The sequence below is a fragment of the Streptomyces sp. NPDC031497 genome (assembly GCF_055580905.1).
This window is the reverse complement of sequence record NZ_JBVIKO010000005.1, coordinates 468,460-493,215: the sequence shown is the minus strand read 5'-3', so window position 1 is coordinate 493,215 and position 24,756 is coordinate 468,460. Positions and strand designations below refer to the sequence as shown.

18 protein-coding genes are annotated in these 24,756 nt (G+C 70.4%); 8 read left to right on the top strand and 10 right to left on the bottom strand.

Annotation, left to right across the window (positions count from 1 at the left end; all coding sequences use genetic code 11):
* Positions 1–18: 18 nt before the first annotated feature.
* Positions 19–474, top strand: coding sequence for a MaoC family dehydratase (locus tag ACZ5K7_RS13585; protein WP_468913172.1), 456 nt, complete (start codon positions 19–21; stop codon positions 472–474).
* A 132-nt stretch (positions 475–606) separates the two neighbouring features.
* Here the strand turns inward: ACZ5K7_RS13585 and ACZ5K7_RS13580 are convergent, their stop codons facing one another.
* The 7 genes from ACZ5K7_RS13580 to ACZ5K7_RS13550 form a co-directional block, all read right to left on the bottom strand.
* A complete protein-coding gene (locus ACZ5K7_RS13580) occupies positions 607–2,274 on the bottom strand; it encodes a CehA/McbA family metallohydrolase domain-containing protein (protein WP_468913170.1) in 1,668 nt (555 codons plus the stop codon).
* A 23-nt stretch (positions 2,275–2,297) separates the two neighbouring features.
* A complete protein-coding gene (locus tag ACZ5K7_RS13575) occupies positions 2,298–4,130 on the bottom strand; it encodes a LamG-like jellyroll fold domain-containing protein (RefSeq protein ID WP_468913168.1) in 1,833 nt (610 codons plus the stop codon).
* A gap of 49 nt (positions 4,131–4,179) precedes the next feature.
* Positions 4,180–7,101 carry a glycoside hydrolase family 2 TIM barrel-domain containing protein gene (locus tag ACZ5K7_RS13570; protein ID WP_468913166.1) on the bottom strand — a complete coding sequence of 974 codons (2,922 nt, stop codon included), beginning with the start codon at positions 7,099–7,101 and terminating at the stop codon, positions 4,180–4,182.
* A complete protein-coding gene (locus tag ACZ5K7_RS13565; protein WP_351699401.1) occupies positions 7,098–7,958 on the bottom strand; it encodes a carbohydrate ABC transporter permease in 861 nt (286 codons plus the stop codon). Before ACZ5K7_RS13565 ends, ACZ5K7_RS13570 begins: the two co-directional genes overlap by 4 nt.
* 14 nt (positions 7,959–7,972) lie before the next feature.
* On the bottom strand, positions 7,973–8,929 hold the full coding sequence (locus ACZ5K7_RS13560) for a carbohydrate ABC transporter permease (protein WP_351699403.1): 957 nt from the start codon (positions 8,927–8,929) through the stop codon (positions 7,973–7,975).
* Entirely contained in the window at positions 8,929–10,215 is a 1,287-nt protein-coding gene (locus ACZ5K7_RS13555) for an ABC transporter substrate-binding protein (protein ID WP_468913163.1), read from the bottom strand. The genes ACZ5K7_RS13560 and ACZ5K7_RS13555 overlap by 1 nt, the downstream gene beginning before the upstream one ends.
* A 71-nt stretch (positions 10,216–10,286) precedes the next feature.
* Complete coding sequence (locus ACZ5K7_RS13550; RefSeq protein WP_351699407.1) at positions 10,287–11,306, bottom strand: carbohydrate kinase family protein; 1,020 nt, start codon at positions 11,304–11,306, stop codon at positions 10,287–10,289.
* A gap of 126 nt (positions 11,307–11,432) precedes the next feature.
* On the opposite strand from ACZ5K7_RS13550, the gene ACZ5K7_RS13545 reads away from it, so the two are divergent.
* From ACZ5K7_RS13545 to ACZ5K7_RS13525, 5 genes are all read left to right on the top strand, one after another.
* A complete protein-coding gene (locus ACZ5K7_RS13545; RefSeq protein ID WP_468913160.1) occupies positions 11,433–12,197 on the top strand; it encodes a DeoR/GlpR family DNA-binding transcription regulator in 765 nt (254 codons plus the stop codon).
* On the top strand, positions 12,194–13,531 hold the full coding sequence (locus ACZ5K7_RS13540) for a 6-phospho-beta-glucosidase (protein ID WP_468913158.1): 1,338 nt from the start codon (positions 12,194–12,196) through the stop codon (positions 13,529–13,531). The genes ACZ5K7_RS13545 and ACZ5K7_RS13540 overlap by 4 nt, the downstream gene beginning before the upstream one ends.
* Positions 13,532–13,576: 45 nt before the next feature.
* On the top strand, positions 13,577–16,633 hold the full coding sequence (locus tag ACZ5K7_RS13535) for an alpha-mannosidase (protein WP_468913152.1): 3,057 nt from the start codon (positions 13,577–13,579) through the stop codon (positions 16,631–16,633).
* 79 nt (positions 16,634–16,712) lie between these two features.
* On the top strand, positions 16,713–17,963 hold the full coding sequence (locus ACZ5K7_RS13530; protein WP_468913150.1) for an alpha-L-fucosidase: 1,251 nt from the start codon (positions 16,713–16,715) through the stop codon (positions 17,961–17,963).
* A gap of 225 nt (positions 17,964–18,188) precedes the next feature.
* On the top strand, positions 18,189–19,058 hold the full coding sequence (locus tag ACZ5K7_RS13525) for a sulfotransferase family protein (RefSeq protein ID WP_351699419.1): 870 nt from the start codon (positions 18,189–18,191) through the stop codon (positions 19,056–19,058).
* Positions 19,059–19,293: 235 nt separating this feature from the next.
* On the opposite strand, the gene ACZ5K7_RS13520 is transcribed toward ACZ5K7_RS13525, so the two are convergent.
* A complete protein-coding gene (locus tag ACZ5K7_RS13520; protein WP_468913147.1) occupies positions 19,294–20,973 on the bottom strand; it encodes a carbohydrate binding domain-containing protein in 1,680 nt (559 codons plus the stop codon).
* Between the two features lie 304 nt (positions 20,974–21,277).
* Positions 21,278–21,910, bottom strand: coding sequence for a TetR/AcrR family transcriptional regulator (locus ACZ5K7_RS13515; protein ID WP_468913145.1), 633 nt, complete (start codon positions 21,908–21,910; stop codon positions 21,278–21,280).
* An 88-nt stretch (positions 21,911–21,998) separates the two neighbouring features.
* Here ACZ5K7_RS13515 and ACZ5K7_RS13510 point away from each other — a divergent pair, with 88 nt between their 5' ends.
* A complete protein-coding gene (locus tag ACZ5K7_RS13510; protein WP_351711603.1) occupies positions 21,999–22,301 on the top strand; it encodes a putative quinol monooxygenase in 303 nt (100 codons plus the stop codon).
* A 106-nt stretch (positions 22,302–22,407) separates the two neighbouring features.
* The gene (locus ACZ5K7_RS13505) at positions 22,408–23,217 is read left to right on the top strand and encodes an alpha/beta fold hydrolase (protein ID WP_468913142.1); all 810 of its coding nucleotides are present in this window, start codon (positions 22,408–22,410) and stop codon (positions 23,215–23,217) included.
* 58 nt (positions 23,218–23,275) lie between these two features.
* Here the strand turns inward: ACZ5K7_RS13505 and ACZ5K7_RS13500 are convergent, their stop codons facing one another.
* Entirely contained in the window at positions 23,276–24,400 is a 1,125-nt protein-coding gene (locus ACZ5K7_RS13500) for an ATP-grasp domain-containing protein (protein WP_351711599.1), read from the bottom strand.
* Between the last annotated feature and the right edge of the window lie 356 nt (positions 24,401–24,756).

Sequence of the window (24,756 nt, the reverse complement as noted above, 5' to 3'; positions counted from 1 at the left end):
AAGGAAAAGGAAAGCGACATGAGCGTCACCGTCAACGGCCTCGACGAACTGAAGAAGCTCGCGGGCAGCGACCTGGGCACCAGCGAGTGGATCGAGGTCACCCAGGACCGCATCGGCACCTTCGCCGACGCGACCGGCGACCACCAGTGGATCCACGTCGACCCCGAGCGCGCGGCCGAGGGCCCCTTCGGCGCCCCGATCGCCCACGGCTATCTCACCCTCTCCCTCTTCATCCCCCTGTTCACCGAGCTGCTGGACGTCCAGGGCGTCACCACGAAGGTCAACTACGGCCTGAACAAGGTGCGTTTCCCGTCCCCGGTGAAGGCAGGCTCCCGTATCCGCCTGGCCGCCCGGCTGGCGGAGGTCGAGGAGGTGCCGGGCGGCGTGCAGATCGCCGTGGACGGGACCATCGAGATCGAGGGCGGCACAAAGCCCGCCGCCGTGCTGCAGAGTCTTTCGCGGTTCTACGCGTAGGGCTTCGCCCGGGAACCGACTCCCCGGACTGCTGCGGTGGGGGACTGCGGGCCGGTGGGGGCTGCGCGCAGTTCCTCCCCCAGCCTTCGGCCGGGGGTACCCCCAGCGCCCCTGTGGGGCGCTTCTCTCGGCTCAGCCCACCACGTCCACGAAGATCGGGTTCGAGTAGAACCACGTGTCCGCCCACGGGTCGCCGTTCCCCGGCTCGTGGGTGATCGGGCCGTGCGGGTCGATCGAGGCGCCCAGGTAGCCCGCGCCGTTCCGCTTGCCGTCGCTGCCCCGCAGCCGGACGTAGAAGGACTCGTCCCCCGCGGTGAGCGGGATGCGCAGGGTGTAGGTGCCCTTGCGGCCGGACACGTCCTTCGTCTGGACGACTTTGGTGTCGGGCGCCTGCCAGGTCTCGCGGTCGGAGACCGGGCCGCGCACCGCGCCGCGGATCACGTCCACGTGCGCCAACTGGGGAAGGATGCCCTGGGCGTTGACCCGGGACGCGGTCGTCACCGTCACGTTCAGGGTGATCCGCTCGCCCTTGCGGACCCGCAGCCGGCCGCCGAGGGTGACGCCGTCGCCGTGGTCGCGGTCCCGCTTCAGACGGACGTCCAGCCCGTCCAGCAGATGCCCGTGGTCCAGCCAGACCCGGCCGGCGCGCAGGCCCGCCATCACCGCGCGGTAGCCGTAGCGGGTGACGCCGACGTGGGTACGGCTGAACTCGCCGGGCCAGAAGTCGCTGCCGGGCTGCGGGGTGTCGGTGTTCACCGGGTCGGGCAGCTTGCCGGTGTTGTCGAAGTTCTGCCCCGGCAGCCAGTCGCCGTTCTTCCAGGTGTCGAAGACCGTGCGGTGATTGTCGGAGTTGGTGGTGATGGTGAACAGGCGCCCCTCCGACAGCAGCGCGTCCCACAGGCCGCCCACCGTCGCCGTGGCCCAGTCGAAACCGCCGTACGTCAGGTACGCGTCCGCCGGGTAGCCCGCCCAGGACTGCGCGGAGGGCTTGTTCTCGTACTCGCCGCGGATCGAGGTGGCGCCGCGCCACCCGGGGATCGCGGCACCCTGGGCGCCGGGTGCGCCCTCCATGCCGATCATGATCTCGGGGGCCGCGTCCCGCCAGTCGCGGATCTCGTACGGCGAGTCGATGCCGAGCCGCAGCGGGTGGTTGGCGAGGACGAGGACGTCGTCGACATAGCCCGTACGGCGTTGCTCGGCCAGCCACTTGATGGCCTTGACGGCGTGCGCCTGGTTGCGGGCGGTGTCCGCGTCGGCCGCGCCGCCCTTGTCGTAGCCGAGCAGCTTGCCGTCGTAGGCCAGCTCGAACCGCGTGAGCAGGTCGGTCTCGTGGCGGCCCGGCGCGGCGAACACGGTGGCGTGCTCGGCGGCCGGGATGTACCACTCCAGGCCCTGGAAGATCAGCTGGCGCGGGTTCTCCCGGCGGGCCTTGAGGATCTCCGCGTGCTCCAGCTTCGCGCCGTAGGAGGCGTGCCCGAAGTTGGAGTGCTCGTTGAACACCATCCAGTCCAGGCCGAACCGGGCGGCGGCCTGGGCCTGCTGGGAGAACGTGTACTTCGCGTCGTGGCTGTACACGGAGTGGACGTGGTGGTCGCCGACCAGGTAGGCGAGGCGGGGGTCGTCGCCGCCCAGGCCCCGCCCGGTGGACGCCAGCGCGGGGGTGGCCGCCGACCCGAGCGCGAACGCGGCGCCGAACAGGCCGGCGCGGCGCAGGAGTCCGCGTCTCGACATGCCCTGGGCATCCAGGTCGGTGGGGGAGACGGCAGGATCGGCCCAGCTGGGCAGCTGCTGCTCGGTCATGGTGATGATCCTCGTAACGGGCGTCAGTGGGTCATGAAGGAGGAGACCGGCAGCGCCCGGGAGACGATCCGGACGTCGCCGAGGCGGCCGTGCAGGATCTGGTCGATCCGGTCCGCGTACTCGTAGCCGCCGAGCAGCCACGGCTTCCCGGACGAGGCGATACCGATCGCGGCGGCGTGCGGGTTGCGGGCCACCGGGCAGCCCTGGACGTACATCGTGGTGTGCCGTCCGTCGTTGACCACGGCCAGGTGCCACCAGGTCTCGCGGGCGGTCTCGTCGCCCCAGTTGGTGACCAGCTGCTGCTGGTTGAGCGGGTGCATCGCCCACTGCGGGCCCGGACCGTCGGAGATGGACAGGGTGGCCAGCGGCTCGTCCGGATCGTCGGTGACCGTACCGACCGAGCCGTTGCGGCCGGTCCGGCTGACCAGACCAGACCAGGCGTTGTGCGACGCGTCCCAGTCGGCGGGCAGCCGGTAGAACGCCTCGATGGTGTAACCGTCCTTGAAAGTCGCCGAGTTGAGCGGGGCGCCGTCGATCGTCCTCAGGTACGCGCCCTTCAGCGGCGACTTGAAGCCGGTGAACTCCAGGCTGCCGTGGCCCGGCTGGTCCGGGTGATGGTCCGCCGACCAGCCGAGGGTGCCGCCGCCCACCGAGACCACGGTGAGGTCGTTGCCGTGGCCGGACAGGTCACGGACCGTGCCGGAGACCGCCGAGTCGAACCGCCAGTAGGCGGCCGTGCCCCGGACCAGCAGCTGCGCGGCGGGCCGCGCCGGACGGGCCGGCACCGGGGCGAAGCCGGCGAAGCGGTCCTCGAAGTCGATGCCGACGGAGAAGCGGTCCCCGTCGCCGCTCAGCTCCATCTCCTGCCGCTCCAGCTCGTTGAGGCCCTTCTTGGCCCGGCCGAGGATCCACGGCGAGACCGTCTCCACGTCGATGACGTCGCGGTCCAGGTCGAAGTGGTAGAGGCGGATCATCGCGGCGCCGCCGAAGTAGCGGTTCTGGTAGTTCGTCAGGTGCAGATGGACCTCGTTGCCGGCCGCGTTCTTGCGGGTGGCGCGGCGGGCCGGCCAGAAGTGGCCGTTCAGGGTGAGGAAGATCTGGTCGTGCTCGTCGATCAGCTGGTCCCACAGCTGCTGTCCGTAGTCCGACAGCGTGTCGTCGTCGACGACCAGTTCGTGGGTGGTGAGGATGACCGGCGCCTTCGGGTGCTGTGCGATGACGTCCTTGGCCCAGGCGTAGCCCTGCGCGGACAGCCGCCAGTCCAGCGCCAGCACCAGCCACTCGCGCCCGGCCGCCCGGAACAGGTGGTAGGTGTTGTAGCCGTCCGAAGAGGCCCCGCCGAAGGTGGGCTTGCCCTGGAAGCGCTGCGGCCCGAAGGCGTCCAGGTACGGCGTCGAGCCGCGCTGGTCGTCCGTGGACGACCTGATGTCGTGGTTGCCGGCCAGCACGCTGTAACCGACCCCGCGCCGGTCCAGGATCCCGAACGCCTTGCTGATCGCCGCGAACTCCTCCTCGGCGCCGTTCTGCGTGAGGTCGCCCAGATGGCTCAGGAAGACGATGTTCTCGTCGGATTCGCCGCCCTGCTCCAGCAGATACCGCAGCGACGCCTCGATCGGTGCCGGGTTGATGCTCGGCCCGTCGAAGAGGTACTGGGTGTCGGGCATCACCGCGAGGGTGAAGCGACGGCTCTCGGGGTCGGGGTGCCGGGCGGAGCCGGAGGACGCCTCGGCGACGGCCGGGAGCGCGACACCGGCGGTGGCGGCGGCGCCGAGGAGCGCGGTGGCCCTGAGGAAACTGCGTCTGCCGGCTCCGGCCTGCGCGGCCTCGCCCTGGACCTGGTCATGCGACGTACACACGTGTGCTCCGTGGATGAGGAGAAGTGACGGCGAAGGGCGTGGGGGGATCTCAGAGGACGCGCAGGGTCCAGCTCCAGCGGTGGACGCCCGGTGCGACGAGGTAGGAGGGGAAGGTGTCGGGACCGCACGAGGCCGTACCGAGGCCCCGGTGTGCGGCGTCGATGTGGACCACGCAGCCGGCCCGGGGCACGAGTTCGTCGTGGTGGGTGACGGCGGTGAGGTCCTCGGCGCGGTAGCGGGTGACGGATACCTGGCGGGGCTCGTCCAGCTCGACCGCGAGTCCGGTGGCGTCCGGCGCCGACAGCGTGAACCGTCGTACGCCATGGCGGCCGCCGCTCTCCTGGGGCCGCAGATACGGGGTGAACAGCTCGTCCACGGGGACGGAGTGGTGGCCGACCGGGGCACCGGCGGCACGGTCCGGGTACGACTCCCAGGGACCCTGACCGAACCACTCCAGCAGATCGAGCCCGGCGACCGTCTCGAAGACCGAGCCGACCCGGGCCACGTCGTCGAACTCCTCGGGCAGCTCGGCCGACTCGTCGACCCGTACGCCGCCCTCGACCGCGGTGAACTCCTGCCGGTGCCGCACGACTCCCGTCGTGCCGGCGTACTCGGCGAGCACACTCACCCTGTCGTGCCCGTGGTGCACCGAGACCACCTTGCGCACCAGGCTGTCCAGCCCCCAGGCCCGCCAGCGCAGCGCGATCCCGCCCAGCTCGTCGTTGTCCGTGGGCGCCCGCCACAGCGAGAGCGCCGGCGCGGCCGTCAGCAGCGGGTGCAGCAGCAGACCCTCGCCGTCCACCTCGACGGCGGGTCCCGCCGGCACCGGCCGCCGGGGCGTGTCCGCCGCCCGGATCCGGATCTGCGGTGCGCAGATCTCCGTACCGGCCGGCGCCCAGGCCTGGTCCTCGGCCGTGGTCACCCGCAGCGTCAGCCATGCCTCGCCGCCGTCCGCCGGCACCTCGAAGGGCAGCGGCACGGCCGCGGTCTCGCCGGGGCACAGCTCGGGCAGCTCGGCCGGCCCGGTCAGGGTACGGCCGTCGGCCAGCGCCAGCTCCCAGCTGCCGGTCAGCCAGTCGAAGCCCCGGAAGGACTGGTGGTTGGCGAGCACGATGCCCTCGTGCCTGAAGCACCGGATGCGGACCGGCGCCGCGATCTCCCGGTGCTCGTACATCGCGGGCTTGGGGGTGCGGTCCGGGAAGACCATGCCGTCCGCGACGAACGCCCCGTCGTGCAGGGCCTCGCCGAAGTCGCCGCCGTACGCCCAGCGGTGGCCGGGCGTGGTGACACCGTTGTCGTACAGTCCGGCGCCCGTGGGCCCGACCGGTCTACCGTCGCTCACCCGCTGGAGAATTCCGTGGTCCCAGAACTCCCAGATGAACCCGCCCTGAAGACCCGGAGTGGACTCGATGGCGGCCCAGTGGTCGGCCAGCGTGCCGTTGCTGTTGCCCATGGCGTGCGAGTACTCGCACTGGATCAGCGGTTTCGTCTGCTCCCCGGACAGCGCGTGCGCCACGCAGTCCTCCAGCGGCGCGTACATCGGGCAGGCGATGTCGGAGGCGACGTCCGGGTCCGCCCAGCCGCGCTTGGCCGCGCCCTCGTACTGGACCGGCCGGGTCGGGTCGTGCCGCCGCACCCAGCCGGCCGCCGCGTCGTGGTTCGCCCCGTAGTCGGACTCGTTGCCCAGCGACCAGATGATGACCGACGGATGGTTCTTGTCACGCAGCACCATGCGTGAGACGCGGTCGACGAAGGCGTTCAGATAGCGCGGGTCGTCCGCGATCTCGTGCGCGTGGTCGTGGGACTCGATGTCGGCCTCGTCGACGACGTAGAAGCCCAGCTCGTCGGCGAGGTCGTAGAGGGCGGGGTCGTTCGGGTAGTGGGCGGTGCGGATCGCGTTGAAGCCGAACCGCTTCAGCACCACCAGGTCCGCGCGCATGTCGTCGTACGACACCGTCCGCCCGGTGAGGGGGTGGAAGTCGTGCCGGTTGACGCCCCGGATGAACACCCGCTCGCCGTTGACCAGCAGGTCCCGGCCGGCGATCTCGACGTCCCGGAAGCCGACACGGTGGTACGAGGTGTCGGCGACCGTGCCGTCCGCGCGGTGCAGCCGGACGGTCAGGCCGTACAGCTCGGGCCGCTCCGCGTTCCAGGTGCGCACCTCGGGCACGGTGGCGTGGACCCGGGCCTCGCCCAGGAAGTCGGAGACCCGGTCGTCCTCGGCGTTGAGCCGGTCGAACTCGGTGTCCTGCGCGAGGAGTTCACCGTCCAGGTCGCCGGTGACGTACCAGCCGTCCGGCAGCGCACCGCCGTGGTCCCGTACGACGCAGTCCACCCGCAGCTCGCCGTCCCGCCGCGCCCGCACGGTCACGTCCGCGAGATACAGCGGGTCGGTCGCGTACAGCAGCACCGAGCGGGTGATCCCGCCGTGCCACCAGTGGTCCTGGTCCTCGAGGTGCGAGGCGTCCGACCACTTGACCACGGTCAGCCGCAGGACCGACCGCCCGCCGGGGCGTACGACCGCGGTGAGGTCGAACTCGGCGGCGAGGTGTGAGTCCTTGGAGACGCCGACGGGCCGCCCGTCCACGTGCACGAGGAGCACGCTCTCGGCGGCGCCGACCTGGAGGACGACCCGGCGACCGGCCCAGTCGGCGGGGATGTCCAGCTCGCGCTCGTAGACCCCGGTCGGGTTGGCCGCGGGGGAGTGCGGCGGGAACTCCGCGAACGGCATCTGCACGTTCGTGTATTGCGGCAGGTCGTCCGTGTCCTGCAAGGTCCACGCACCGGGGACGTGCGCGGTCGACCAGCTTTCCTCGACCGGCGCGTCCGGGGCCGGCAGCAGCTGGAAGCGCCACTCGCCGTCCAGGGAGAGCGCCCCGGGACGGCGGTCGACGGCGTTCATCGGCAACCGCCCCCAGGAGGTCACCTCGGGTGCCTCCCAGGGGCGGACGGCCACCAGCGGGTCCGTCACTTGATGGCTCCCTTGGCCAGGTCGCCGATGATCTGACGGGCGCCGACCGCGAACACGATCAGCAGCGGGACGAGGGCGAGCAGCGCGCCGGTCATGACCATTCCGTAGTCGGTGGTGCCGTGGGTGCCGTTGAGCTGGGACAGCGCGACCTGGAGGGTGACGTTGTCCGGGTTGGTGAGGGCGATCAGGGGCCAGGCGTAGTCGTTCCACTGGCCCATGAAGGTGAAGATGCCGAGGAAGGCGAGGCCCGGCCGGACCACCGGGAGGGCCACGTGCCAGTACTGGCGCAGGAAGTGGGCGCCGTCGATGCGGGAGGCGTCGAGGAGTTCGTCGTGGATGGCGCCCTTCATGTACTGGCGCATCCAGAAGATGCCGAACGCGTTGGCCGCCGCCGGCACGATCAGCGAGGTCATCGAGCCGATCCAGCCCAGCTTCGCCATGATCACGAACTGCGGGATGGCGGACAGCTGGGCGGGCACCATGAAGATGACCATGAGCAGGGCGAACAGCACGTTCTTGCCGGGGAAGGCGAACTTGGCGAAGACGAAGGCGGCCAGCGAGTCGAAGAGCAGGACCAGGAAGGTCACCGAGCCCGCGACCAGCAGCGAGTTCGCCATCGACCCGAAGAAGTCGATGTTGTCGAAGAGGCTGCGGGCGTTCTCCAGGAAGTGCGAGCCGGGCAGCAGCTTCGGCGGGTAGGAGAAGATCTCCGACGTGGTGTGCGTCGACATGATCACGGCCCAGTAGAACGGGAAGGCCGAGAGCAGCAGACCGACGATCAGGACGGTGTGCAGGGCGATACCGCGGCCGCGGGTGCCCTTGATGGCCCTCGGGCGGGTTGTGCGGATGGATGCCATGGTGTGCGGCCTCCCTAGTCTTCGCCCCGGCGCTGCACCAGGCGCCAGTTGATGATCGAGAAGATGATGACGACGAGGAAGATGCCCCAGGCCACGGCGGCGCCGTAGCCGAAGTCGTTGTTGTCGAAGGTCTGCTGGAAGAAGTAGAGGACCATGGTCTGGCCGGCGTGGCCCGGACCGCCCGCGAACGTCGAGTCGTTGGAGGTGGTCTGCAGCAGGACCTGCGGTTCGGAGAAGCTCTGCAGACCGGTGACGGTCGACACGACGAGCACGAACAGCAGCACCGGCCGCATCATCGGCAGCGTGATCCGGAAGAAGGTCTGCACCGGCCCGGCGCCGTCCATCCGGGCCGCTTCGTACAGTTCGCCGGGGACCGTCTGGAGTCCGGCGAGGAAGATGATCGCGTTGTAGCCGGTCCACTGCCAGGTCATCAGCGTGGCGATGGCGATCTTGATGCCCCACGGGGTGTTCAGCCAGGCGACCTGGTCGAGGCCGACCGCCTGCAGGAAGGCGTTCACCAGGCCGAAGTTGGTGGAGAACACCGAACCGAAGATGATCGCGATCGCGACCACCGAGGTGACGTTCGGCAGGAAGTAGGCGAACCGGTAGACGTTCTTGAAGCGGACCGCCGAGTTGAGCATCACGGCCGTCACCATCGCCAGGAAGATCATGGGGAAGGTGGCGAGCGCCCAGATGACGATCGTGTTCCCGACCGCGGTCCAGAAGTCGGTGTCGCTGAGCAGGTACTGGTACTGCGACAGGCCCGCCCATTCCATCGAGCCGAGGCCGTCCCAGCGGTGCAGGGAGACGTAGAGCGAGAAGCCGACCGGGATCAGGCCGAAGCAGAGGAAGAGGAGGTAGAAGGGGGAGATCGCGGCGTAGAGGTGCCAGTACTTGCGGAATCCGGTACGGGGACCGGCCGTGCTGGTCCGTTCCACGGTCGCCGTGGGCTTCTCCAGTGCGGTGGCCATCAGTAGCTCACCCCCAGGTGCTTGGCGATGCGCCGGCACTTGCTCATGGCGTCCTTCCAGGCCTGCTCGGGGTTCTTGCCGAGGACGCCGACGTTCTTGATCTCGTCCTTGAGGGGCTGCGACAGCGCCACGTCGAACGGGCTGTTGTAGGCGACCGCGATCTTCTGCGCGGCGGGCCCGAAGACGTCCATCGTCACCTGGCCGCCGAAGAACGGGTCGGGCGCGCGCAGGGTCTTCATCTCGTACGACGCGGGGGTGGACGGGAAGAGCCCCGCGTCGACGAAGCCCTGTGCCTGGTTGGCGGCGTCCAGCATCCAGGCGATGATCCGGAACGCCTGCTCGGGCTCGCGGCACTCCTTGGTGATCGACAGGAAGGAACCGCCGTTGTTGGACGGCCGTACCGGCATCTGGGCCACCCGCCAGCGGCCCTTGGTCTTCGGGACGCCGGTCTTGATGTCGTTGGTGGCCCAGGAAGCGTTGAGCTGGCTGGGCAGCTTGCCGTCCTGGAGTGCGGAGAGCTGGTCGGGCGTGCCGCTGACCAGGTCCGAGACGATCCCCCGCTTCTTGGCCTCCACGGCCAGCGCCCAGGCGCGGCGGACGTGGTCCTGGTCGCCGATGAAGTGCCGGTCCTTGTCGACGTACCGCCGGCTGCCCTGCTGCACCACGTTCTCGAAGACCGCGTTGACGTCGGAGAGCAGGCAGGTCCCCGGGATCCGCTTCTTCAGCTGCTCGCCGGCGGCGAAGAACTTCTCCCAGGTGTTCAGCTCGGCGCTGACGTCGTCGGGTTCGTAGGGCAGTCCGGCCTTCTGGAAGACCTGGTACTGGTAGAAGTGCGCGACCGGGCCGCAGTCGATGGGGAAGCCGACCATGGTGCCGTCGTCGGCGATGCCCTGGTCCCACTTCCAGGACAGGAACCGGCTCCGGTACTTGTCCGCGCCCAGCGTGCGCAGGTCCACGAACTGGTTCGCGTTGGGCAGGTAGGACGCCATGTCCTCGCCCTTGAGACCGGCGATGTCCGGTATGTGGGCCCGGCCGGTCATGGTGGTGAGCAGCTTGGAACGGTAGTAGCCGCCGATCTTGATGGCCTGCAGATCGACGTCCGCGTCGTAACGGGCCTTCGCGTTCTTGATGACCGTGTCGCCGAGGCCACCGTCCCAATACCACAGGACCATGTTCCGGCCGGTGGAACCGGTCGGAACGGCACAGCCGGATGCCAGGCCGCCGAGCGCCGTGGCGGCCGTACCGGCCAGGCCCGCGCGCAGCAGGCCTCTACGTGAGAGCCGCACAGCTCCCACCGCCTTTCGGATCTTTCGGATCTGTTCGGGACTTTCACATGGAGCGTGGGGGGGCGTGGGGTTCAGTACTGCCGTGCGGGGGGTGTGACGGGTGCGTGGCGGACGGGAGGGCCGGGGTCGGCCGGCAGCCGGTCCGTGAGGAAGCCGTAGGCGCGTTTCAGGTCCGGGTCGGTGAGCGAGCGCCACCAGCGGTCGACGCCGTACCAGCCGGGGGCCGCCAGTGCCCCGCCGTGGTGGCCGACGGAGAGACCGGCGGCGAGTACGGCGAACCGCAGCCGCTCGTCCAGCGGCCAGCCGCCGAGCGAGGCGGCCACGAAGCTCGCGCCGAAGACGTCCCCGGCGCCCGTCGCGTCGAGGACGTCCACGGCGAGGGCCGGGACCTCGGCGAACTCGCCGGTGGTCTGGTCGACGGCCACCGCGCCGTCCCCGCCGCGGGTCACCACGGCCACCGGGACCAGTTCGGCGAGGGTGCCGAGGGCCGCGACCGCGCTGTCGGTGCGGGTGTAGGCCATCGCCTCGGTCTCGTTGGGGAGGAAGGCGTGGCACAGGGCGAGCTGGTCGAGGAGGTCGCGGGACCACTGCTGGGTGGGGTCCCAGCCGACGTCGGCGTAGATCCGAGTGCCGTTGGCGGCGGCCTTGGCGATCCACTCGCGGGGTTCGGCCTCGATGTGCACGAGGGCGGTGCGGGCCTCGGGCGGGTCGCCCATCAGCACGTCCTGCGAGTACGGCGGTTCCGAGCCGTGGGTGACCAGGGCCCGGTCCTGACCGTGGGCGAGGGCCACGGTGACCGGGGTGGCCCAGCCGTCGGCGACCCGGGAGAGGGAGAGGTCGACGCCCTCCTGCCCGGCGAGGACCTCCTGACAGTAGGCGCCGTAGAAGTCGTCGCCGAAGACGGTGGCCAGCGAGGTGCGCAGGCCGAAGCGGGACGCGGCCACCGCGAGGTTGGCGATGCCGCCGGGGCCGCAGCCCATGCCGGCCGTCCAGATCTCCTCGCCCGGCGTCGGCGGCTTCCCGAGCCCCGTGAGGACGAGGTCGTAGAAGAGCAGCCCGGTCAGCAGCGCATCGGGCATGTCGTCGTCCACACGCCACCCTCTCGTCAAAACTCGTCAATTTCGATGACGGAATCGTGCGCTGCCACGCGAGATTGGTCAATACACGAGCAGAACTGAGCATGGAAATGATTGAAGATGACGAGTAGTGTTCGTCGTGTGCTGGCAGAACGACGACATCAACTCATCCTGCGGGCCCTGCGCTCGGGCGGCCCCGCGGCCGTGACCGATCTCTCCGAGCAGCTGGGTGTGAGCCCCGCCACCGTCCGGCGTGACCTGCTGAAACTGGAGGAGGAGGGGCTGCTGACGCGGGTGCACGGCGGTGCCGTCGCCGACGAGGGGGACCAGCCCTTCGCCGAGGTCGCCGAGGTGCGGGTCGCGGAGAAGGACGCCATAGCGGCGCGCGCGGCGGCCCTGGTCGCGGACGGCCAGTCGGTCCTCCTGGACATCGGCACCACCGCCTACCGGCTGGCCCGTCAGCTGCACGGCCGCCGGCTCACCGTGATCACCAGCAACCTGGTGGTCTACGAGGAGCTCGCCGACGACGAGGGCATCGAGCTGGTGCTGCTCGGCGGCATGGTCCGGCGCGAGTACCGCTCCCTGGTCGGCTTCCTCACCGAGGACAACCTGCGCCAGCTGCACGCCGACTGGCTCTTCCTCGGCACCAGCGGGGTGCGCCCCGGCGGGCAGGTGATGGACACGACGGTGGTGGAGGTGCCGGTCAAGCGGGCGATGATCAAGGCGAGCGACAAGGTGGTGCTGCTCGCCGATGCCGCCAAGTTCCCGGGTACGGGCATGGCGAAGGTCTGCGGTCCCGAGGACCTGGACATGGTGGTGACCAACGCGCCGGTCGACCCGGCGACCCGGTCCGCCCTGGAGGAGGCCGATGTCGACGTGGTCCTGGCAGGAAAGGCTCTAGCGTGAAACTGACCATTCTGGGCGGCGGCGGATTCCGGGTGCCGCTCGTGTACGGGGCGCTGCTGACGGACCGGGCCGAGGGCCGGGTCACCGAGGTCGTGCTGCACGACCTCGACGCCGGCCGGCTCTCCGCGGTCGCCCGGGTCCTGGCCGAACAGGCGGCCGGCGTCCCCGACGCCCCCACGGTGACCGCCACCACCGACCTCGACGAGGCCCTGCGCGGGGCCGACTTCGTCTTCTCCGCGATCCGCGTCGGAGGCCTGGCGGGCAGGGCCGACGACGAACGGGTGGCCCTCGCCGAGGGCGTCCTCGGCCAGGAGACGGTCGGCGCGGGCGGCATCGCCTACGGCCTGCGGACCGTCCCCGTCGCCGTCGACATCGCCCGCCGGGTGGCCCGTCTCGCCCCCGACGCCTGGGTCATCAACTTCACCAACCCCGCCGGACTGGTCACCGAGGCCATGTCCCGCCACCTCGGCGACCGCGTCATCGGCATCTGCGACTCCCCGGTCGGCCTCGGCCGCCGTATCGCCCGGGTGCTCGGCGGGAACCCGAAGGAGGCCTGGATCGACTACGTCGGCCTCAACCACCTCGGCTGGGTGCGCGGCCTGCACATCGCGGGCCGCGACGAGCTCCCGCGCTTGCTCGCCGACCCCGACCTGCTCGGCTCCTTCGAGGAGGGCAAGCTCTTCGGCGTGGACTGGCTCCAGTCCCTCGGCGCGATCCCCAACGAGTACCTGCACTACTACTACTTCAACCGCGAGGCCGTCCGCGCCTACCAGCAGGCCGACAAGACCCGCGGTGCCTTCCTGCGCGACCAGCAGGCGCACTTCTACGCGGAGGTCCGGGACCCCGGTGCGAAGGCCCTGGCGGCCTGGGAGCGCACCCGCGCCGAGCGCGAGGCCACCTACATGTCCGAGAACCGGGAGACCGCGGGCGCCGGCGAGCGCGACGCCGACGACCTGTCCGGCGGCTACGAGAAGGTCGCCCTCGCGCTGATGCGGGCCATCGCCCGCGACGAGCGCACCACCCTGATCCTCAACGTCCGCAACCGCGGCACCCTCGCGGTGCTCGACGGCGAGGCCGTCATCGAGGTGCCCTGCCTGGTCGACGCCAACGGCGCCCACCCGGTCGCCGTCGCCCCGCTGCCCGACCACGCCACCGGTCTCGTCTGCTCGGTCAAGGCCGTCGAGCGCGAGGTGCTGGCCGCCGCCGAGTCCGGATCCCGTACGACGGCCGTGAAGGCGTTCGCCCTGCACCCGCTGGTCGACTCGGTGAACGTGGCCCGCCGGCTGGTCGAGGGGTACACCGAGGTCCACCCGGGCCTCGCGTATCTTAGGTAGCCAGCCGTCCGGAAAGCGCTTTCCATCCCTCTTCTGGAGACTTCCATGCACGACGAACGCCGCCGGATCGAGGAGCGCGTAGAGCGCCTCCACAACCAGCGCATCAAGCCCGCGATCTACGCGGCCACCGTCCCCTTCGAGGTGTCCGCCTGGCAGGCCCCCGGGGAGCCGGTGCCCTTCGAGGAGGCCGCGGCCGCCGCGTACGAGCCGTTCGCCATGGACACCCCGTGGGGCCCGCCGTGGGGCACCACCTGGTTCCGGATGCGCGGACAGGTTCCCGCAGAGTTCGCGGGCCGCCGCGTCGAGGCGGTCATCGACCTCGGCTTCGTGGGCGACTGGCCCGGCAACCAGGCCGAGGCCCTGGTCCACCTCGCCGACGGGACCCCGCTGAAGGCGGTCAACCCGCTCAACCAGTACGTGCGGATCGCGAACCCGGCGACCGGCGGCGAGGTGATCGACTACCTGGTCGAGGCCGCCTCCAACCCCGACATCCTGGCGAACGACTTCGCGGCGCCGACCCCGCTCGGCGACGTGCTGACCGCCGGCGACAAGCCGCTCTACACCTTCAAGCGGGCCGACATCGCCGTCCTGGACGAGGAGGTCTTCCACCTCGACCTGGACGTCCAGGTGCTGCGCGAGCTGATGCTGGAGCTGGGCGAGCACGACCCTCGCCGGCACGAGATCATGCACGCCCTCGACAACGCGATGGACCTGCTCGACCTGGACGACATCGCCGGGTCGGCCGCCGCCGTGCGCGAGGCACTGAAGCCGGCGCTGTCCAAGCCCGCGCACGCCAGCGCCCACCGCATCTCCGGCGTCGGCCACGCGCACATCGACTCGGCCTGGCTCTGGCCGATCCGCGAGACCAAGCGCAAGACCTCCCGCACCTTCTCCAACGTCACCTCGCTCGCCGAGGAGTACGAGGAGTTCGTCTTCGCCTGCTCGCAGGCCCAGCAGTACGAGTGGGTGCGCGACAATTACCCGCAGGTCTGGGCCCGGATCCAGGAGTCGGTGAAGAAGGGCCAGTGGGCGCCGGTCGGCGGCATGTGGGTGGAGTCCGACGGCAACCTGCCCGGCGGCGAGGCGGTCGCCCGCCAGTTCGTCCACGGCAAGCGCTTCTTCATGGAGCACTTCGGTGTCGAGACCAAGGGGGTGTGGCTGCCGGACTCCTTCGGCTACAACGCGGCCTACCCGCAGATCGCCAAGCTCGCCGGCAACGAGTGGTTCCTCACCCAGAAGATCTCCTGGAACCAGACCAACAAGTTCCCCCACCACACCTTCTGGTGGGAGGGCATCGACGGCACCCGCATCTTCACGCACTTCCCGCCCGTCGACACCTACAACGCCCGCTTCAGCGGCGTGGAGATGTCCCGCGCGGTCCGCAACTACGCCGAGAAGGGCGGCGCGACGCGCTCCCTCGCCCCGTTCGGCTGGGGCGACGGCGGTGGCGGCCCCACCCGCGAGATCATGGAGCGGGCCCGCCGCCTGAAGGACCTGGAGGGCTCCCCGCGCGTCGAGGTCGAGCACCCGGACGCCTTCTTCGCCAAGGCCCGCGCCGAGTACGAGGACGCCCCGGTCTGGGTCGGCGAGCTCTACCTGGAGCTGCACCGCGCCACCTACACCTCCCAGGCCCGCACCAAGCAGGGCAACCGGCGCAGCGAGCACAAGCTGCGCGAGGCCGAGCTGTGGGCGACGACGGCCGCGCTGCACGCGCCCGGCTACCGCTACCCGCACGAGAAGCTGGACCGGCTCTGGAAGACGGTCCTGCTCCACCAGTTCCACGACATCCTGCCGGGCTCCTCGATCGCCTGGGTGCACCGCGAGGCCGAGGCCGAGTACGCCCGTGTCGCCCAGGAGCTGGAGGCGCTCACCGCGGAAGCGGTCACCGCGCTCGGCGGCGGCACCGCCCGGGTCTTCAACACCAGCCCCTACGACCGCGCCGAGGTCGTCCGCGACAGCGCGGGCACCCCGGTGTACGTCGAGGTCCCCGCGAGCGGCAGCGCGCCGCTGACGGGCGCCCCCGAGGCCCCGCAGCCGGTGACGGTCGACGGCCGGGTCATCGACAACGGACTCGTCCGGGTGGAGATCGCCGAGGACGGCACCCTGTCGTCCGTGTACGACCTCCGGGCGAACCGCGAGGTCCTGGCCGGCCAGGGCAACCTGCTCCGCCTGCACACCGACCTCCCCAACTACTGGGACGCCTGGGACGTCGACAAGCACTACAAGAACCGCTACACCGACCTGCTGGACCCCTCCGAGATCACGGTCGTCGACGAGGACCCGCTGCTCGGCGCGATCCGCGTCACCCGCGCCTTCGGCAACGGCTCGAAGATCACCCAGACGATCACCGTCCGCGCGGGCAGCCCCCGCATCGACTTCGAGACGGACATCGACTGGCACGAGGCGGAGAAGTTCCTCAAGGCCGGGTTCCCGGTGGACATCCGTGCCGCGCACTCCTCCGCGGAGATCCAGTTCGGGCATGTCCAGCGGCCCACGCACACCAACACCACCTGGGAGGCGGCCCGCTTCGAGGTCCCCGGCCACCGCTGGGTGCACCTCGCCGAACCCGGTTACGGCGTCGCCGTCATCAATGACTCGACCTACGGCCACGACGTCTCCCGCACGGTCCGCGAGGACGGGGGTACGACCACCACGGTCCGCCTCTCGCTGGTCCGCGCCCCGCGCGTCCCGGACCCGGGCGCCGACCAGGGCCGCCACCGCTTCACCTACTCCCTTCTCCCCGGCGCGAGCATCGAGGACGCGGTCGCCGCGGGCTACGCCCTCAACCTCCCGCTCCGGGTGGCCGACGCGGCGGGCGCGCCGGAGCCGGTCGTCTCCGTCTCCGGCGCGGGCCTGACGGTCGAGGCGGTCAAGCTCGCCGACGACGCCTCCGGCGATGTCGTGGTCCGGCTCTACGAGTCGCGCGGCGGCCGTGCCGAGGGCGTGCTGCGCACCGGCTTCCCGCTCGCCGGCGCCCAGGTGACCGACCTGCTGGAGCGGCCCCTGGAGACGGCGGCCACCGAAGGGAACACGGTCGCCGTGGCGCTGCGGCCGTTCCAGATCCTGACGCTCCGTCTGCAGCGGGCGGGCTCCGGCCAGTAGCCCCCGGGGGCGGGCCCGGCGGTCGTGCGCCGGACCCGCCCCTTCCCCGACTGACCTTGTACACAACGGGAGTCCAGCCGTGCCCATGCAACCGTGGTTCACTGACGCCAAGTTGGGGATCTTCGTCCACTGGGGGATCTACGCCGTCGACGGCGTCCAGGAGTCCTGGTCGTTCTACGACGACATCGTGCCGCACGACCAGTACATGTCCCAGCTCGACCGCTTCACCGGCGCGAAGTACGACCCGCGCGCCTGGGCCGACCTGTTCGCCCGCGCCGGCGCCAGATACGCCGTGCTCACCAGCCGTCATCACGACGGAGTGGCGCTGTGGGACACCGAGTTCGGCGATCTCAACCTCGGCAGAGACTATCTGACCGGCTACGCGGACGCCCTGCGTGAACAGGGCCTCAAGGTCGGTCTCTACTACTCGCACTCCGACTGGAACCACCCCGACTACGCCAGCACCCGCAAGCCGGGCCGCCCGCCCGAGCAGGAGGACAACCGGTACTCCGAGTGCTCGGCCGAGGACGAGGACCTCGACGCCTGGGAGCGGTTCATCGCCTACCGCGACGGCCAGATAAGCGAGTTGGCCTCCCGCTACCGGCCCGACCTGATGTGGTTCGACGGCGAGTGGGACCGCAGCGAGGAGCAGTGGCGGATCAGGGAACTCGCCGCGCTCGTCCGCTCCTACTCACCGCATGTCGTCTTCAACGCCCGGATGCTCGGCGAGGGCGACTACGCGACACCGGAACAGGGCGCACCCGTCGAACCCCCCGCCGGGCCCTGGGAGCTGTGCCTCACCATCAACGACTCGTGGGGCTTCCAGCACCACGACCACAACCACAAGTCGCTCAGCCAGCTGATCCGCTACTTCACCGAGACCATCGGCGGTGGCGGCAATCTCCTCCTGGACGTCGGCCCGATGGAGGACGGCACCATCCCGCAGCCGCAGGTCGAGCGCCTCGAAGGCCTGGGGGAGTGGATCCGGAGACACGCCGAGGCCGTGTACGGCACGGTCCGCGGACTGCCTGCCGGGCACCACTACGGGCCGAGCACGCTCTCCGCCGACGGCCGCACCCTCTACCTCACCCTGTACGACGTCCCGCGCGCCGAGATCGGCGTGCGCGGCCTGGTCACCCCGGTCCGGAAGGTCAGCGTGCTCGGCACCGGCACCGAACTCGCCCACCGTGTCGTCGGCGGGCTGCACGAGGCGGTCGGCGTGCTGTGGATCGACCCGCCGACCGCGGCCGACCTCGACCCGTACGCCACGGTCCTCGCCGTCGAGCTGGACGGGGAGCTGGAGTTGTACCGGGGATCCGGCCGGTTCTGATCTAGCTCTGATCCGGTTCTGATCCGGTTCTGGGATGATTTGATACCAAAGGTCGGGAATTCTCATATGAAGAATTAAGAGAACGGTAAGTCGGCTGGTCACGGCGGCTTTTCGGGCCGCCGTGACCCCTCTGGTTCGCCTCTTGGACATCTTGAGTTCGCCTGTCGCCCCTGGGATGCGGAACGGCAGGGACGAGAGAAAGGCATCACCGTGCGAGACCCGCGAATGTCAGCGATCGCCAAGGGGCTCAAGCGCCGGGGACGGCTCATGGCGCAGGCGGTGAGTCCGCCGCGCAAGACCCTGGACGCGATCCCGACGCAGCGTCCGGCCGGACCGCGGCCCGCCGAGGGTTACGTGGCCCCGCGCGCCCCGCGCCTGGTGGAGGCCCCGGTCTTCGTACTCTCCTCGGTGCGCTCCGGCTCCACGCTGCTGCGGGTCCTGCTGAACAGCCACAGCCGCATCCGCGCCCCGCACGAGATGCATCTGCGCACGGTCCACGTCCGGATGTCCCGGGATTTCACCGCGGACGCCATGAAGGAGCTCGCCCTCGACCGCGAGGAGCTGGAGCACGTCCTGTGGGACCGGGTGCTGCACCTGGAGCTCAGCCGCAGCGGCAAGGACGTCATCGTCGACAAGACCCCGCCCAACACCCTCATCTGGCCCCGGCTGCACCGATGTTGGCCCGACGCCCGGTTCGTCCTGCTGCTGCGCCACCCCGGCGCCGTCATCCAGTCCCTGACCAGCCGCCGCGCCGACCCCGACCACGAGGGGATCCGCGCCGAGGTCCTGAGCTACGCCGAGAAGCTGGAAGAGGCCCGGCAGCAGCTCCCCGGCGCCCATGTGATCACCTACGAGGAGCTCACCGCCGAACCGGAACGGGTCACCCGCGGCCTGTGCGCGTACCTCGGCGTCCCGTGGGAGAGCGGCATGCTCGACTACGGCAAGCAGGACCACGGCACCTTCAAACCCAAGCTCGGCGACTGGAGCAGCGAGATCAAGTCCGGCCGTATCCAGGCCGCGCGCCAGGCCGACCCCACCGCCGAACTCCCACCCCGGCTCGCCGAGATAGCGAAGGCGTGGGGGTACCCGGTCTAGGGCCTGCCTGACAATTCCCGTCTGCCTCGCGACGCCATGCACGCTCCCCCACTGCCTCAAGGGCGTGGGAGGTGCCCCCACTCGCCGCACCGGGCGCAGACCCAAGTACGTCCAGTACGAGGGCCTACGCCCGGCGCGCCGAGAGCACGCACCTGACGCCGCGAGGCCGCCCTCCGGGCGACGACGGGAATGGTCAGACAGGCCCTAGGCACCCCCACGCCACCGCCGCCGATGCTCAGCCGGTGAAGCCGGCCGTGATCGAGGTGAACTGCCAGTTGCTCTGGCTGATCCCGGAGCAGTTGCTCACCACGCCACCGCCCGCGCAGCCACGGTCCCGGTTCACGGCCCAGAACGCGAGCCGGGCGATGTGGTGCGAGTTCCCCCAGTCACGGATCTGCGTCCAGATCGCCGGGGTCGTGGTCTCCTGCTGGTCCGACAGACCGTTCATGCCGGAGATCCCGATGTGCGCGTAGGCCGTCGCGTCGTCCCACCCGAAGGTGGACTTCAGCTTGGTCTTCAGCCCCTCGGCCGCCGCCACGGTGTTGCCGTACATGTCGGCGCCGCCGCCGAAGTCGAACGGCATGATCGTGAAGACGTCGATGTTCGCGCCGAGCGACTGGGCCTGCTCGATGAGCCGGTTGCCGTAGTACGTCGGCCCGGTGGTGGAGGTGCCGAAGGTGACGATCGTCTTCAGGCCGGGGTTGTTGGCCTTGACCGTCTTCAGGGCGGTCAGGATCTTCGCCTGCACGGCCTCGTTCTCGAACTCGTCGGTGTTCTCGATGTCCATGTCGACGGATTTGAGACCGTAGGCGTCGATCACCTTCTGGATCGCCCCGGCCAGCGCGCTCGCGGACGAGCAGTTGGCGCCGAGCTTGCTGCCCTGCCAGCCGCCGAACGACGGGGTGATGTCACCGCCGGCCGCCTTGATCTGGTTGATCGCGGTCTGGTCGACGCCGCCGGTCAGCGCCCGGCTGCCGTCCCAGGCCGGCGTGCAGCCGCCCGAGTCCAGCACGAAGGCCATGGTGAACGACTTGATGCCGGTCGCACTCATCACGGTCGAGGGGCTCGGCGGATCGCCCCAGCCCTCGAAGAGGTAGGGCGCGGCCTGCTTGAAGCCGGTCCCGCCGCCGCTGCCCGCGTCGGTGGTCACGGACACGGAGTTGGAGGCGGCCGACACGTTCCCGGCCGCGTCCCGCGCCTTCACCGTGAACGTGTACGCCGTGCTGGCCGAAAGGCCGCTCACCGTGGCGGAGGTCCCGGAGACGCTCGTCGCCAGGGTCGACCCGCGGTAGACGTCGTACGCCGCCACCCCGACGTTGTCCGTCGCCGCCGACCACGACAGGGACACGCTGGACGAGGTCTTCCCGGTGGAGGTGAGGTTCGTCGGTGCGGTGGGCGCCTGGGTGTCGGAGCTGCCGCCGGGCCCGTCGAGGCTGATGTCGTCGGCGTAGTACGTCCCCTGGGCGTACCACCCGTGGACGTAGATCTGGGCGCTGGTCTGCGAGGCACCGGTGGTGAAGGAGACGCTCAGCTGGCTGTACTGGGACGGCGAGCTGGTCCAGGTGGAGGCGCCGCCGGTGACCCCGAGATAGACGTACGAGCCGCGGACCCAGCCGCTGAGCGAGTACGTGGTGTTGGGCTGCACGGCGATGGTCTGCGCGCACTGGGCGGTGTCACTGGAACTCACGGCCCCCGCGAGGGCCTTGGACCCGCCGTGCACGGGGGAGGAGACGACCGAGCCCAGGTTCCCGGTGCAGGACCAGGGCGAGAGGCTCCCCGACTCGAAGCCGGGGTTGGAGAGGATGTTGGCCGCCCGCGCGGTGCCGGGAAGCGCGATGGCCCCGGCGAGCGCGAGGGCGGCGGACCCGAGCAGTGCGAGTATCCGACGTCTGGAACGTCTGAGCGAGTTGCGCACGCGATCTCCCTGATGGAATGGGGGTGTTCGGGAGTTGCACGAAGGTGCGAGGGGGTGCGCAACCAAGTTGGTATGGACCAATCCGACTGTCAAGGAGACGGACGTGAATTGGTCCATACCGGTGACTGTCCGAACGTGCCCTGCCCGGCCCGGGCGCCCGGATCCGACGAACCTGGCTCCGGCAGGCGGCCGAGCAGGTGCCGGGTCTGCGTACCGGCTCCGTCCGAACGGCTGTCGGGCGTCGGGGGAAGTGGACTCGGGCGACTTCGGCGAGACTCGCGCCGTGGCGTCTTGAGGCGCTCCGCTATGCGGGCGCCGCACCTGTGCCGTGGTCTGTCCCGTGTCCGGCGGCAGACGGCCAGGCCCGGAGCGCCGCCTCGGCGATCCGCTCCAGATCGCTTCGTTCGGCGCCATCGCGAGCCTGGGCGGACATGCCTTGCAGGACGGCCGAGTAGAAGGCCGCGAGGGCGTGAGCGTCGGTGCGGGCAGGGAGTTCGTCGGGCGATGCGGCGGCGATCTTGTCTTCGAGTGCGCGGACGCCTGCGGCACGGAGATGGCGCAGGCGGTCCGCCATGTCGGCGGATTGCGGGGAGCAGTTGGTCGCCGCGGTGATCAGGAGGCAGCCGTGCGGGCGGTCGGGCCGTGTGTAGGCGGCCGCCGCCTCGCGCAGCAGGCGCTCGACGGCTGCGCGGGCGCTCGCTTCCTCGGCCAGTGCGCGTGCGGTGAACGCGCCATAGGTGCCGAGGTAGCGGTCGAGCGCCTCGAGGAACAGGGCCCGCTTGTCTCCGAACGCCGCATACAGGCTGGCCGCACCGATGCCGACCGTCTTGGTGAGCAGGGCGATGGAGGTGGCTTCATAGCCGTGTTCCCAGAACACGGCGATGGCGCCCTCCAGGGCCTCGTCCCGGTCGAAGGACCGGGGTCTTCCCGTCTTCATGCGCCCATTCTAGAGCGATCCTTCAAGAAGTCTGTTAGCTTACTTCCAGAAGGATCGTTCTAGAAGTGAGAGGGATCGAGGTATTCGCATGGTCACCGTGGGACTGCTCGTCCGCTTCGAGGCGAAACCGGACAAGGTGTCGGAGGTTGAGACCGCGCTGAAGTCAGCGTTGGATCAGGTACGGGAGGAGACGACGACGCCCGTCTGGGTCGCGCTCCGTCTGGGGCCCACGACGTTCGGCATCTTCGACGCCTTCGCGGACGAGGCCGGCCGGGAGGCACACCTGGAGGCATTCGGCGAGGCACTGCGCGTGGCAGGTGCCCAGCTGGGCGTCGTGCCGCCCTCGATGGAGTACGCCGACGTCATCGGCGCCAAGCTCCCCGGCGCGTAGGCCGGATGCGCCGGCCGAGGCCTGTGTGCCGTGTGCCGTCCTCGCAGCGGCGCACGGCAGACGCCGACCGCCCACCGCACGATCACGCTTGTCCGCAGGAGGCGCCGTGAGGACCGCGCACGTCCATGACATCGACCTCGAGTACGAAACCCTCGGCGAAGGTGAGCCACTTCTGCTCGTGCACGGTTCCAACCTCGCCACCGGGCTCGCGCCGTTGGCGGCTGAGATGGCCGCCCGGGCCCCGCACCTCCAGCTCGTGCGCTACCACCGGCGCGGCATGGCCGGGAGTGGCGGACGAGGCTGGCCGATCAGCGTCCAGCAGCAAGCCGCCGACGCCCTCGGCCTGCTCGACTCGCTCGGCCTGCCGTCCGCTCACCTGCTGGGCTATTCGTACGGCGCCGTGATCGCACTGGAGGCCGCGCTGTCCGCGCCCGCCCGCGTGCGGAGCCTGGCGCTCCTCGAACCGATCCTCACCGAGGTGCCGTCGTGGGCCGCGTTCACGGCAGGCATGGAACCCGTCATGAGCCGCTACGTCGCCGGTGACATGGCCGGCGCCGCGAGCATGACGTTCGCCGATCTCGCGGGGCCCGACTGGCGGGAGCTGATCACGAGCGCCGGGGCGGACGCCCTGGACCTCGCGGTGCGTGACACCGAACTCTTCTACCGGGCGGAGGCGCCGTCCCTCACCGCCTGGACGCTGGACGAGACGCGCGCTGCCGCCGTGCAGAGCCCGGTACTGTCGGTGCTGGGGACCCGGAGCGGACCCTTTTTCGAGGAGGGGCGGCAGCTGTTGCACGAGCGCTTCGCCCAGTGCTCGGACGCCGACATCCCCGGGGCGAACCACTTGCTGCACCTTCAGGCGCCCGAGCTGATCGCCGCCGTGGCCGCCGCCTTCCTCCACGCCCGTCCCCGCTGAAGCGAACGTCCGGTCTCGCCGGGGCGTCGGGACGGGGCGAACGCTGCCTGCCGCGGCGCTAGAGCGGCAACACCTCGGCCGCTTCGTTCACAGCCTCCACCGCCGCAGGCACCGGCGCGGGCAACACCATCTCCTCGGCCTCCTCCCGCCGCACCGGAATCGACGGCAGCACATGCCTCGGCCCCGACACCACCGCGTAGTCCTGCCCCAGGAACGGCGGCTCGATCACCCCAGGGTCCTCGCCCAGCGCCAACTGCACTGCCGCCCATGGCGCGTTGACCCCACAGAGTGACAGCTGGTGCAACCCCCCGGCTGGACGCGTGTTGACGTCGAGCAGTACCGGTTCGTCGCCGTACATCCGGAACTGGATGTTCGACAGATAGTGCAGCCCGAAACCCTCCGCGATCAGCCGGGCCGGCTTCAGCCAACGCTCGTCCAGGGTGAAACCGCGGCGGCGGCCCTTCTTCGTGCGGCCCACCGCCAGCCGTACCCGGTTGTCGGGCCCGGTGAGGCAGTCCACGGACACCTCCGGCTCCTCCAGCCTCGGCATCACCAGCCAGTCCACCGGCTGGTCGGCCCGCCGCAGCGCGTCGAGGACCAGGTCGAGCTGGACGTACGGCCCGGGGAACCCGTTGAGGTGGAAGAGCGAGAAGGGGGCGCGCGTGATCACGCGGAAGCCCACACCACCCGCACCGGCGGCCGGCTTGAAGCAGGCCTTGTGCCCGTCGGCCTCCAGTGCCTCGACCGCGGCGGTCAGTTCGTCCGCCGTGCGGACGCGCCACCACGGCGGCACCGGGACCCCGACCGAAGCGACGGCCTCGTACGCGGTCGCCTTGTCCTCGAAGACCGCCGTGCCCTCCGGCGTCGGCGCCAGCAGGGCCGTACCGACCGCCTCGAAGTCGGCCCGGTGGGCGACGATGGCCGACTGGTGCAGCCGGGGCACGAAGACATCGATGCCACGGCGCTGGCACTGGTCGAGCGCGTACTCGACGTAGCCGGCCGGGGACAGGCCCTCCGGCTCCAGGTCGGCGGTGTCGGCGGCGGCCAGCACGGGGGAGTCGGCGTCACCGTGCGTCGCATGGATCTCGACCGCCCGGTCGCTGGGATTTTTCCGCAGCTGATCCATGAAGAACACGTTCTCCGCGTACGTGCGGTTGAGCCAGACGCGTACGCGAGAGCGCATTAATGCCGCCTTCCGGGGTTTTCGGGCAGGGCTCAGCGGGCCCGTGCCCGGGCAGGGTGGTTGGAGGGTCACCAAACCGCCCTGGACGAAGGGAAGTTCGTGGCGGTGGTGTTGGGGGGATCATACGGCTTTCAAGGGGCCTCGCGTGCAACGCCAGTGTTACGGATTTCCCGGGACTGTCCACGCGCGTTTTCCTGCACCGTCCACGTCGGTTTCCTTGACCGACCGGCTCCGGCCCGGGGAGCCGCCGAGGTCCGGCCGGCGACCGCCCGCCGACAGGCCGACAAGTCCCCTTGTTCCGTCGACCCGTCATGTGTTGAGGTGGGTGGTGACGACATGATCGGAAGGGGTACGAG